The sequence below is a fragment of the Candidatus Enterococcus leclercqii genome (genome assembly GCF_009933135.1).
In the GTDB taxonomy this organism is placed as follows: Bacteria; Bacillota; Bacilli; order Lactobacillales; family Enterococcaceae; genus Enterococcus_C; species Enterococcus_C leclercqii.
Genome location: NZ_MAEH01000009.1, coordinates 182336 through 194217 on the forward strand (window position 1 = coordinate 182336; position 11882 = coordinate 194217).

Genomic DNA, 11882 nt, shown 5'->3' on the forward strand with positions numbered 1-11882 from the left:
TTTTATTGTGAAATCCGATGAACACCGCCACCGGTAAAATCCTACTTATTCAAATCCGTCAGCATCGTAAAACACAGCTGCTTCACCCATTACAGCAAGTGCTTGCCGGCTTCACGGCGGGCCAGACTGCTCATTTGCGGGTGGGCTGCAATAAAATCTACGACCCATTGGGCATCCGTTTTACTGTATTCCCGCAGCGCCCAACCGATTGCCTTTTGGATAAAAAATTCCTCCGTAGCCAGGTCAGCTTCCACTGCTCGTGTCAATAAATGCGTGTCTGTTTGCCCTTTGAACTTCAATTGCAAGGTGATACCGATACGCCGCAGCCAAAAATCTTGGTGATCAAAAAACCAATTCCAGATTTCCGGCAGTTCTTCTAAGTGTCGGCTGCACCAGTCGCCGTATACTTTGCGCCAGGTGTCGATACTGTCCCACCATTGATTTTGTGCCACCAATGGCAACAGCTCCTGCAACTCCTGACGTGTCAGGCGCCCGCTGTTTTTTTCTGCCAATTCAATAGCAATATAATGGTACTCCCGCTCCGGTTGCCCATAAAAATACTCGATACCTCGCTGCAATTGGTCAAACTTCCACTGGCGAGAAGCCTGCAACAACGGTCGAGCCAAGCGCCGCCGTTCTGGAGCCTGCACGCCGCAAAAAGGAAAGCGATTTTTCATATAAGCCGCCATCGCCGCTGCTTGTTCCGGCTCAAAAGGTAAAAAACGCTGCCACTCTTCTGTCATTTTTTCATCCCTCTTCAATACGAAAAAGAAGCGACGATGACCCACCGCCGCTTACTTTGATTAATCTACATATGTTGATTTTGAATTGTTGAGCCAAGCGTAGCCCAAGCCCATGACCAAGCCACCACCAATATAGTTACCAATCAGTGCAAAGAACAGATTGTGGAGGACACTGGCAACCGTCATTCCGTCCAAAGAACCACCAGAGGCAATAAACGCCAATGTGAAAGCTGGGAAGTTGGCGATAACGTGTTCGTAACCAAGAAAAGCGAAAATAAAGATGATAAAGATGATTGCCGCTACTTTACCAGCATCGTCTTTCATCCGCATGGACACCAAAACAGCGGTGTTAACGACGATATTGGCAAACATCCCTTCTACTAGGATTTGCAATGTCGATTTGGCTAATTTTGCCTGAATAGAAGTAAAGAAGAAGTTATCCGGCTCCAAGCCTTGGAAAGGTGTCGTTTGTGCCACCAAGGCAGCAAAAAGTACCCCGCCAATCAGGTTGAAGAGAATACAGGTAAACAAAATCTTCGCAGCCAACGGAACACTCAACCGTTTGCGATAGACACCAACTGTCATATAAAGCATGTTGGAAGTGCCCAACTCAGCATTCAGATACAAAATCATGACCAGCGACCAGCTGAACATGAAGGCATAGAGCATTTTACCTAATCCGGGAGTGATGTGCTCCCCTTTCATCGCAATTGCAAAAGCCACAGCCGTGCCCAACGTCAAAAACAAGCAGGCCAGCATTGCCCGCACAGCATAACGAAGATAACTACCTTGGATCAGGTCGACCTTCTTTTCGATGGACGTATCGATTTTTTCAAATAATGGTGATACCGGATTCATCTTCTCTCTTCTCCTTTTGATATGTATTCAACTGCAATCCAAAAAAAGTCCATAATACTTCATTATTGTAATGAGGGATCCTTGTTTTGTAAAGTGATTTTTGAAAATGAATGAAAACACGCAACAATTGTCATCCTTTTTCTGAAAGGAACAATCACCGACGACTTTTACAAAATCCGATAACCAAAAGGCTCTCCTTCATCATTTCTCATTCATCAACCCCTTTTTCCCTGTGACAATTGTTATGAAAGTCTTAAGTCTTTCTTACCCGATTGGCAGCTGAATTCTTTAAACTGGAAAAGTTCTCTTCTTAATCGCTTCACCTTTACACTATATAAAATGAAAGAAAGCAGGCTGATTCCATGTCTCATCATTATCAACGGGTTCTGATCATCGGTTCTCCGGGAGCTGGCAAGTCAACCTTGGCGACAAAATTAGCCCAGCGCTGGCAGCTGCCTCTGATTCGCTTAGACCAACTCTTTTGGCAAGATGACAAAACGACGATTACAATTTCGCAACTGCAAGAAAAGTTGATTCCCATCTTGGCCGAAAAATCCTGGCTGATTGACGGCAACTACGACTCCTTGTTAGCGCAACGACTGCAGCGGGCTGATTTGGTCATTTACCTGAAAGTCTCCCGCCTAACTGCCATCTATCGAGTCATCAAACGCTACCTTACCTTTCGCGGAAAAAAAGCTCCCGGCGCCAATCCGGATGTGTTGGATCTAGAATTTTTAACATACATTTGGCATTTCCCTGCAAAACAAGGAAAAAACGTCGCTAGCATACTGGCAGAATCACAAGACAACTTTCGACTACTTGAAGCCCGCAATAGCCGTCAAGTTCTTCAGAAACTGGCACTTGAAAATATGAAATGACGTTGCCCTTTTCGCTATCGCCAACTTGACGGACACCCCTTTGTTGTCGTATACTACTCTTTGTGTAAAATAATGCAGCAGAAAAGTAATAGCTCGTCACCAGTTCATCGCTGACTTATTCAGTTCAACCAGTACCCGCGGCTGCGAAAAGGTGAACGTTGAAGAATGAACTGCACGGATATGAATTTTTCATCGGATTATTTTACTCCAACTAAATTACTTGGAGGAATCTTAAATGTCTCGTTATACTGGACCATCTTGGAAACAATCTCGCCGCTTGGGCGTATCTCTGTCCGGCACTGGTAAAGAATTGGCACGTCGCCCATTCCCACCAGGTCAACACGGACCAAACAGCCGTGGTAAAAAATCTGAATACGGCTTGCAATTAACTGAAAAACAAAAACTGCGTCATATGTTCGGTTTGAACGAACGTCAATTCCGTAACTTGTTTGTAAAAGCAAGCAAGATCAAAGAAGGCAAACACGGTGTTAACTTCATGGTCTTGTTGGAACAACGTTTGGACAACATGGTTTACCGTCTTGGTTTGGCAACTACTCGTCGTCAAGCTCGTCAATTGGTTAACCACGGTCATATCTTAGTAGACGGCAAACGCGTTGATATCCCTTCATACCACGTTGAAGTGGGTCAAGTGATCTCCGTTCGCGAAAAATCTAAAAACTTGATCATTATCAAAGAAGCCATCGAAGCAACAATCGGCCGCCCAGCGTTCGTAAGCTTCGACGACGAAAAACTGGAAGGTTCACTGACTCGCTTGCCAGAACGCGACGAAATGACTCCAGATGTAGACGAATCATTCATCGTTGAATTCTACAACAAATTGATGTAATCTCGTCACACTAAGCCTAAGCTCTTGTATATCAAGGGTTTGGGCTTTTTTTGTTTCTCATAGATCTAATTAAGGCGAAACTACCTTAGAAAATACCTTAAACACGATTCCAAATAATCACTTGATTATAAGGTAGAGAGTCCTTCACTGTGTTCTAAGATATATTTTCATCAACCTGCTTATAGGTAGTTAGTCTCAATTTCAACACGAAGATTCCCCTCACATTTACACTTCTTTCCTGCCTGTTCGGCTGTAAAAACGTATCGATATTCCCACTTACTGTATTGAGGATAGTAAACACTATCAGAACCCATTGAAACTATGCTAGAATTTGCATTAGTAAACCTACCTTTAACGCTAACCCTATTAATAAAAGACTAACAATTTTCTATGCGCCCTCAATATTTCGGAAATGATTCAAGCGACTTCTAGTTTGACCCCAACTATTTTTCAACTACATCAGGTATTGTCTCACCTATTAAAGGACTCGCCTGAAGTCTGGCTAAGATGAATGAATTTAGTGACAGGTTTGAATTGAGAGTTGCCCTAGTCTAACGAGGTGATTAAATTGCTGAACTATATTCTTAAATACAAGCCCAAAAATGCGAACGATGCTTTTTACTTATTCTTCTTAATCTGCTTTACAACCGGTACAATTATTCAAATTTATCGGTCTGGTCTGACAGTCGGAAAAGCCATCATGTTGTTTATACTATTATTTTTTTTGGCTTTTTCCAGGCAAACTAAAAAATAGTATAAAAAGCTAGCGTACTCTAGGCAGGCGATGTCCTTAGCTACGGATTTTAAAAGACCTCTTCTTGCAAGAAGTTCCGAAATATAAACATGCCTGCTTCAAAACCATTTATAAGCAGGCATGTTATTTATATCTATGGATTGTTAGTTTATTTTAATTGTCTTAGTTCCTGATTAATATATAATCCACTCCATATTCAAAAAGACTACCCACCAAACTCGGTGAGTAGTCTGCATGCTGGTCTTGTTTAGCGAAGCACCACTTCTTCGTGCTTGCTACTTTACCGCTTACCTCTTAATCCGCAGTTCTTTGATTAGGTACCAGTTGAGCAACCCGCTGGCGACAAACGCCGAAATGAAAACTGCCTTGTTGGAATCCCCGTGTCCAGTTACTTGATTTCCCACGGCTAGTATCAAAATCAGCACCAACCCTATCGCCAGACTTATAAACAAACGCCGCCACTTTTTCTCTGTCATCATTTGGCTCCCCCATTTCCTTTACTCCAGTATACCATTTTAGCATTTGCAATTACCAAAGCGCTGACTATTTTCCAGCAAAAGGCAGACTGAAATTGCCAGTCGTTAAACTACTTTTCCAGTAGCGCTTCAATCGCCGGACGCAAATCTTCCGGCGTTTTTTGTGGGGCGAACCGATCGACTACATTGCCGTCTTTGTCTACTAAGAACTTCGTGAAGTTCCATTTAATGGCACTGCCGATGATGCCCCCTTTTTCTCCCTTCAAAAAGCGATACAAAGGGCTGGCATTTTCGCCATTGACATCAATTTTGGCGAATGTTTTAAAGCTGGTTTGGTATTTTAGTTGACAAAATTCCTGAATCTCTTCATTGGTTCCAGGGGCTTGATGACCGAATTGATTGCAGGGGAAGTCCAAGATTTCAAACCCCAGCTTCTGATAGTCACGGTAGAGTTTTTCCAGCCCTTCGTATTGTGGTGTAAAGCCGCAACCGGTCGCTGTATTCACTACTAGCAGCACCTTGTCTTTGTAATCCGACAGTTCGACTTCGTTCCCTTTTGCATCTTTTACTTTAAAATCATAGATTGTCATATTATTTCCACCTTTCTGACTACGATACCTTCTCTTCCAAACCAATTTTCGGAAAAAGAAGCCTTTTTCTGAATTGTATCGAAGTCAGACGAACAATACAAAGAATCCAACCTGTAACTTGGTGCAGCTGCCAGTGACGCTAACTCTTATAAAAAAAGCCTGTCGCAATTGATTCACTGCGGCAGACTTTTTTGGATTGGTAATCGCTTTTTTAGAAGCTTATCCGGCACAAGAGGCTTCATCACAACTGTCTGTTCGTTCTCCCAAAGCGACATACTCTCGATCGTCAGAAACTTCCATATACGCCGGTCGAATAATTTTTTGTGTGTTGATCAATTCCTCAATTCGGTGGGCCGACCAACCCACGATACGGGCGATGGCGAACATGGGGGTATACAATTCACGAGGCAATCCCAGCATCGCATAAACAAAGCCGCTGAAAAAGTCGATATTAGCGCTAACTCCTTTGAAGATCTTGCGCTTTTCACCGATAATCTTCGGTGCCAGCTCTTCTACTAGTGTGTATAGCTGGAACTCCGCTTGTTCTTCCGGCCCTTTTTCCTCAGCTAATTTTGAGACATAGGCTTTAAAGATTGCTGCCCGCGGATCATTGTCACTATACACAGCGTGGCCCATGCCATAAATCAGACCTTTGCCATCAAAAGCCTTTTTATCCAGAATGTCTTCCAGATATTGTCGCACTTGAGTCTCATCTGTCGTATCCGTTACGTTGGCTTTCAAATCTTCCATCATCTGGGTGACTTTGATGTTGGCCCCACCGTGTTTAGGTCCTTTCAACGAACCTAGTGCGGCACTGATTGTAGAATACGTATCGGTTCCACTGGAAGTCACAACTCGAGTGGTAAAGGTCGAATTGTTCCCGCCGCCGTGTTCCATATGGAGAACTAAGGACATATCCAATGTTTGAGCTTCTTGTTTGGTGTAGCTCTTGTCTGGGCGCAACATGGTCAAGATGGCTTCTGCGGTACTCAAGGAAGGATCAGGCCGGTGAATGTACATACTTTCGTCCATCTCATAATGATTGTAGGCATGGTAAGCATAGACGGCCAACATCGGAAAAACGGCAACCAGCATCAAGCTCTGTTCCAGGACGTTTTCAATGCTCACATCATCCCGTCGGTCATCGTAACATGCCAATGTCAAAAGACTACGGGAAAGATTATTCATAATGTCAGCTGATGGTGCCTTCATAATCACGTCTCGCACAAAATTGGTAGGAAGCGTACGTTTCTCCGCTAATAGCTTGCGAAAGTCAGCTAATTCTGCCGGCGTTGGCAGCTCACCAAAAAGGAGTAAAAATGCAACTTCTTCAAAACCAAAACGGCCTTCTCCAACAAATCCCTTCACCAGCTCGTTGATGTCAATGCCGCGGTACCGCAATTCTCCTACACCCGGGATTGGTTTACCAGCGACGATTTTTTGGGGATAGATTGTTGAGATTGTTGTTAAACCAGCGAGAACGCCCTTACCATTGCTGTCGCGCAGTCCTCGCTTGACGTTATATTTTGTATAATTATTCACATCTATCCAATCAACTTCTTCACATCGTGCAGCCAGACTCGGGTAGTCCAGCAGATTTTTTTCCATCAAGCTCACGTAAAACACCCCTCTTTATCCAAAATAACTTTTATTCTGTTAGCGAATTGTATTACTGGTAATTATATCACCATTTTTACTGAAAAGAAATAATATTTTGACTATTTACTTTTATACAACAAGAATGTATAATTATTCCAACTGACATATTTGGGGAGTTTGGCTTTGGGGCACGGATTGTTCGATATTTTGCGGCACGACTGCAGGTGTCAAAAAATGATCCTTGAAAGAATAGTAACTTTTCTATGGAAGCTTTCTTTCATAGATTCTCCCTCTGCCAACAATGAAAGGAGTCTACGCTCATGAAATGGCAAAATACATTAGCTGCAACCGATTTACTTTACTGTGATTTGAAACAGGTCAGCGCCGATTTTTCTGCCGATTTGAACGCTTTACCTTATTCTATTCGGGTACTTCTTGAGTCTGTCGCTCGTAATAGAGACGAAGAAATTACTGACGAGATCATCAGCGAATTGGCCAATTGGCAAGCGCAAGCGCCCACTGGTGTCGTTCCCTTCAAACCGGCACGGGTGATTTTGCAAGACTTTACCGGGGTTCCTGCCGTGGTGGATCTAGCGGCTATGCGGGATGCAATGGTTTCTTTGGGTGGAACCGCTGAAGCAATCAATCCGGAGATTCCGGTAACATTGGTGGTGGATCATTCCGTCCAAGTGGATTGCTCTGGTAATCCGGGCGCATTGGCTTTCAATACGCAGCGTGAATTTGAGCGCAATCACGAGCGCTATCAGTTTTTGAAGTGGGCTCAACAGTCCTTCAATGATTTTGAAGTCGTCCCGCCAGAAACCGGCATCATTCACCAAGTAAATATCGAAAAACTTTCCAATGTGATTCTCACTAAAAAAGTAGCAGCTACCGGCGAAACAGTCATCTTTCCCGACACGCTGCAAGGGACTGATTCCCACACCACTATGATCAATGGTCTGGGGGTTCTCGGCTGGGGGGTTGGCGGCATCGAAGCCGAAGCAGCAATTTTAGGTGAAGCTTCTTATTTCCCAACGCCTGAAGTCATCGGGGTTGAATTTCTTGGGGAACTACCCACGGGTACGACTGCCACCGATCTGGCATTGGCAGTGACGGAGCTTTTGCGGCAAGAAAAAGTCGTGGGTAAATTTGTGGAGTACTTCGGCACCGGTTACCAAAAATTGAGCTTGTCTGATCGAGCAACGATTGCCAATATGGCTCCTGAATATGGTGCGACTTGCGGCTTTTGTCCCATTGATGAAGAAACACTGAACTACCTGCGCATCACCGGCCGTGACCCCCAACTCATCGAAACCGTCGCCGCCTATACCAAAGCGAACGGCTTGTTTTACGACGCCCAGCAAATTCCTACCTATACAAAGGTGATTCAACTGGATCTTGCCACCGTGCTCCCGGCATTGGCTGGCCCAAAACGTCCACAAGATCGTATTTCCTTAGCCAACGTTCCAGAGGATTTCACCGCATCCGTTACCGCGCCGGTGGGTCCAAAAGGCTTTGGTTTACCGGAAACGGAATTTTCCAAAAAGGCGGACATCCTCTGGCAAGAAAAAAATCCTGATCTGACTTATCCTGATCAGATTAAGACTGGCGACATCGCACTAGCGGCCATCACCAGCTGTACCAACACCAGCAACCCTTTCGTCATGATCAGCGCTGGTTTATTGGCCAAAAAAGCTGTTGAAAAAGGCTTAAAAGTTCCTGCCTACGTCAAAACCTCATTGTCCCCAGGCTCGCGGATTGTGACGACTTATCTGGAAGACAGCGGCCTTTTGCCCTATATGGAAAAATTAGGCTTTTACAATGTCGGCTACGGCTGCACTACTTGTATCGGTAACTCCGGACCATTGGCAGATCCAATCACCGAAGCGATTGAAAAGGAAAATCTGCTGGTGGCTTCTGTGCTTTCCGGAAACCGCAACTTTGAAGGACGCATTCATCCTTTAATCAAGGCCAATTACTTGGCTTCGCCGCCGTTGGTTGTTGCTTATGCTTTGGCCGGCAGTATCTTGACTGATCTGACCAAAGACGTAATTGGGGTGGCTAAAGACGGCAGCAAGGTCTATTTACAAGATCTCTGGCCGACTGCTGACGAAGTTAACACTGTGATCGACCGCTATGTAGGTCCTGAAGCTTATAAAGAAACTTATGCCCACGTCTTTGATGCCAATCAGCGTTGGAATGAAATTGAAACAACTACCGGGGCTTGCTTTGGCTGGGACGAGGCCTCTACCTATATTGCCAATCCGCCTTTCTTTACCGGATTGACCCGTGAGCTTCCGAAACAAGGGGCGTTGGAAGGCTTGACTGTGCTGGCAAAATTAGCAGATTCAGTGACAACTGATCACATCTCTCCGGCAGGAAATATCGCCATTGACTCGCCTGCCGGTCGTTTTTTGAAAGAGCGGGGAGTCGCACCAAAGGATTTCAACTCTTATGGTTCCCGCCGAGGCAATCATGACATTATGATGCGGGGAACCTTCGCCAATATTCGCCTGCAAAACCAACTGGTTCCCGGTTCTTCCGGCGGAGTTACCAAATACCACCCTACCGGCGAAACCTTGTCGATTTTTGACGCGGCGATGCGCTACCAGGCCGCTGGTAAGAGCGCCATTGTTTTGGCAGGTAAAGACTACGGCATGGGTTCTTCTCGCGACTGGGCGGCAAAAGGCACTCAGCTTTTAGGTGTCAAAGCTGTCTTAGCTGAAAGCTTCGAGCGAATTCATCGCTCAAACTTGGCCATGATGGGAATCATTCCACTGCAATACCTCCCTGGAGAAACTGCTGAAACGCTGGGGCTGATCGGCGCTGAAACCTTCGACATCCACCTGCCGGAAGACCCACAAGTCGGGCAATTCGTAGCTGTGACAGCGACTGGCCCAGATGGTACCCGCAAAGATTTTCAAGCCAAGCTGCGTTTTGATGCACCGGCAGATATCCGCTACTGGAAAAACCAAGGAATCCTGCCGATGGTCATTCGGAAAAAATTTGGCGCTTAAATCAGCAGCTTAGCAATGCCCACAGCTCTATCGAAGCATGACACGAAAGGACTTGCCGACAGATCTACAGCAAGTCCTTTCCTTACACTACTTTCCTGAACGGAGGAGCCCATTTGACTTATATTACGATCCAAAACGAAACACTCTTAGTTCCAAAGCAGCCGACAATTCCTTTTATCGCCGGCGATGGTATCGGCCCTGAAATCTGGGAAGCCTCACAAGCAGTCATCGACGCCGCAGTAGCCAAAGCCTATCAAGGGGAGAAAACAATCCAGTGGCGGGAAGTGCTGGCCGGAGAAAAAGCCTTTAAAGAAACCGGTGCTTGGTTACCAAAAGAAACATTAGCTGCCATCACAGAAGCCAAAGTAGCGCTAAAAGGGCCATTGACCACACCCATCGGCGGCGGCATTCGTTCCTTGAATGTTGCTTTGCGCCAAGATTTAGATTTATTCGCCTGTGTCCGTCCCGTGCGCTATTTTACCGGCGTTCCCTCCCCTTTAAAGGAACCTGAAAAAACCGATATGGTGATTTTCCGTGAAAACACTGAAGACGTCTATGCCGGTATCGAATTTGAAAAGGATAGCCCAGAGGTCAATCAACTTATCCAAATGTTGCAAGAGCAATTTGCTGTCAAAAAGATTCGTTTCCCAAAAACGAGCGCTATCGGGATCAAACCCATCTCAAAAGAAGGCAGCCAGCGTTTGGTTGGTGCTGCCATTGATTACGCCTTAGCAAACGACCGTTCCACTGTGACCTTAGTCCATAAAGGCAATATCATGAAGTTTACTGAAGGGGGCTTCAAAAAGTGGGGCTATGAGCTGGCTGAGAGTGCTTATGCACAGCAGACTTTCACTATGCATAACTACCATACACTGGTTGCCGAGAAAGGTCAGGCAGTCGCCGACCAAGCTTTAGCAGATGCCAAAGTTGCCGGAAAAATCATCATCAATGACGTCATCGCCGACAATATGTTGCAGCAAATCCTGCTGTATCCAGAAAAATACGATGTAATTGCTACCTGCAATCTAAACGGCGACTACATTTCCGACGCGTTGGCCGCTCAAGTGGGGGGCATTGGGATCGCCCCAGGTGCCAATATCAATTACCAAACCGGTCACGCCATTTTTGAAGCAACTCACGGCACCGCCCCGGACATTGCCGGTCAAGGAAAGGCCAACCCTTGTTCACTGCTGCTATCAGCAAGCATGATGTTGGCGTATCTGGGTTGGACAAAAGCTGCCCAATTGATAGAATCCGCAATCGAAGAAGCCCTGACAGCCAAAAAGGTCACTGCTGACTTTGCCCATTCCATGACTGATGCAACAGAAGTTTCCACTGGTGAATTCGGTCAACTCCTGACCGACATTATCACCGCTCAGTAATCAGACACCTGTAGTCCAAAAATGAAAGATCCAGTGATTTCGCAATGGTCGCAAGCCACCCGCAAAAGCACTGGATCTTTATTTTTTATCGATTTCAACCGGTAGTTTACCGGAAGTCTGTTTTTTGATAGCCGGCGTTAGCGCAAACTCCGTATGAAATTCATTCTTCAAAAGGACGGCCGCCAAAATGACTTCAGCGATATAACAGCCAATCTGAACGCCGCCTTCTCCAAGAAAAAAATCCGGATACCGTTCTGGATGAACCATAATTTCAGTGGACAAGAGACAGGCCACACAGTAGGCCGCCGCAAATAAAAAGCGACTGGTTAAGGTCCGATGCCGAATCGTATTCAACAACAGGAGGAGTAAAAAGAAAGGCAGTAAAAACAGCTTCAAATAATAAGCCCAGGGGTACAATCCAAAAAAGTCTGCCTGGGCATCACCGAAAGTAAAACCTGTACTGACCGCTAAATTCATCACTAGAATCACCCGGTACATCATTAACAGCACCCAATCCCTCCCAAATCACTAACTACAATTATCCGCTTCAACCAATAGCCATTAAATGAAATTTCAACGTAAAAAATACCAACATTTAATAAAATGATATCAGAAAAATCTAAAATAGACGATTAAAATCACTTTATATGCAAATTAAGATAGTTCAATCCCGTTGAGAAATATCTAGGGGCTTCTCTTTTTTGCACATTCGTAAACTTATTGTTTACATACAGTTAA

10 protein-coding genes are annotated in these 11882 nt (G+C 45.1%); 4 read left to right on the plus strand and 6 right to left on the minus strand.

The window, feature by feature from the left end; translation table 11 throughout:
* Window positions 1-89 precede the first annotated feature (89 nt).
* Together BAU14_RS03075 and BAU14_RS03080 are read right to left on the minus strand one after the other, a co-directional pair.
* The gene (locus BAU14_RS03075) at window positions 90-743 is read right to left on the minus strand and encodes a DNA alkylation repair protein (RefSeq protein ID WP_161898614.1); all 654 of its coding nucleotides are present in this window, start codon (window positions 741-743) and stop codon (window positions 90-92) included.
* Window positions 744-803: 60 nt separating this feature from the next.
* A complete protein-coding gene (locus BAU14_RS03080) occupies window positions 804-1601 on the minus strand; it encodes a formate/nitrite transporter family protein (RefSeq protein ID WP_161898615.1) in 798 nt (265 codons plus the stop codon).
* A gap of 362 nt (window positions 1602-1963) precedes the next feature.
* Here BAU14_RS03080 and BAU14_RS03085 point away from each other — a divergent pair, with 362 nt between their 5' ends.
* Window positions 1964-2479: a topology modulation protein gene (locus BAU14_RS03085; RefSeq protein ID WP_161898616.1), complete on the plus strand. Its 516-nt coding sequence runs from the start codon at window positions 1964-1966 to the stop codon at window positions 2477-2479.
* 235 nt (window positions 2480-2714) lie between these two features.
* Window positions 2715-3326 (plus strand): 30S ribosomal protein S4, encoded by a 612-nt coding sequence (gene rpsD / locus BAU14_RS03090; RefSeq protein ID WP_161898617.1) that lies wholly within the window; start codon window positions 2715-2717, stop codon window positions 3324-3326.
* A gap of 1048 nt (window positions 3327-4374) precedes the next feature.
* On the opposite strand, the gene BAU14_RS03095 is transcribed toward rpsD, so the two are convergent.
* From BAU14_RS03095 to BAU14_RS03105, 3 genes are all read right to left on the minus strand, one after another.
* The gene (locus tag BAU14_RS03095) at window positions 4375-4572 is read right to left on the minus strand and encodes a hypothetical protein (protein ID WP_161898618.1); all 198 of its coding nucleotides are present in this window, start codon (window positions 4570-4572) and stop codon (window positions 4375-4377) included.
* A 94-nt stretch (window positions 4573-4666) separates the two neighbouring features.
* Window positions 4667-5146, minus strand: a complete 480-nt coding sequence (locus BAU14_RS03100) for a glutathione peroxidase (RefSeq protein ID WP_161898619.1) — start codon at window positions 5144-5146, stop codon at window positions 4667-4669.
* A 219-nt stretch (window positions 5147-5365) separates the two neighbouring features.
* Complete coding sequence (locus tag BAU14_RS03105; RefSeq protein ID WP_161898794.1) at window positions 5366-6754, minus strand: citrate/2-methylcitrate synthase; 1389 nt, start codon at window positions 6752-6754, stop codon at window positions 5366-5368.
* Between the two features lie 311 nt (window positions 6755-7065).
* On the opposite strand from BAU14_RS03105, the gene acnA reads away from it, so the two are divergent.
* Both acnA and icd read left to right on the plus strand, forming a co-directional pair.
* The gene (gene acnA / locus BAU14_RS03110; protein WP_161898620.1) at window positions 7066-9762 is read left to right on the plus strand and encodes an aconitate hydratase AcnA; all 2697 of its coding nucleotides are present in this window, start codon (window positions 7066-7068) and stop codon (window positions 9760-9762) included.
* A gap of 113 nt (window positions 9763-9875) precedes the next feature.
* Entirely contained in the window at window positions 9876-11144 is a 1269-nt protein-coding gene (gene icd / locus BAU14_RS03115; RefSeq protein ID WP_161898621.1) for an NADP-dependent isocitrate dehydrogenase, read from the plus strand.
* 78 nt (window positions 11145-11222) lie between these two features.
* Here icd and BAU14_RS03120 read toward each other — a convergent pair whose 3' ends face one another.
* Complete coding sequence (locus tag BAU14_RS03120) at window positions 11223-11654, minus strand: hypothetical protein (protein ID WP_161898622.1); 432 nt, start codon at window positions 11652-11654, stop codon at window positions 11223-11225.
* Between the last annotated feature and the right edge of the window lie 228 nt (window positions 11655-11882).

Coding starts and splice junctions, on each gene's coding strand:
- BAU14_RS03075 (WP_161898614.1), bottom strand. CDS start 743: ATGACAGAAGAGTGGCAGCGTTTTTTACCTTTTGAGCCGGAACAAGCA.
- BAU14_RS03080 (WP_161898615.1), bottom strand. CDS start 1,601: ATGAATCCGGTATCACCATTATTTGAAAAAATCGATACGTCCATCGAA.
- BAU14_RS03085 (WP_161898616.1), top strand. CDS start 1,964: ATGTCTCATCATTATCAACGGGTTCTGATCATCGGTTCTCCGGGAGCT.
- rpsD (WP_161898617.1), top strand. CDS start 2,715: ATGTCTCGTTATACTGGACCATCTTGGAAACAATCTCGCCGCTTGGGC.
- BAU14_RS03095 (WP_161898618.1), bottom strand. CDS start 4,572: ATGGGGGAGCCAAATGATGACAGAGAAAAAGTGGCGGCGTTTGTTTAT.
- BAU14_RS03100 (WP_161898619.1), bottom strand. CDS start 5,146: ATGACAATCTATGATTTTAAAGTAAAAGATGCAAAAGGGAACGAAGTC.
- BAU14_RS03105 (WP_161898794.1), bottom strand. CDS start 6,754: ATGGAAAAAAATCTGCTGGACTACCCGAGTCTGGCTGCACGATGTGAA.
- acnA (WP_161898620.1), top strand. CDS start 7,066: ATGAAATGGCAAAATACATTAGCTGCAACCGATTTACTTTACTGTGAT.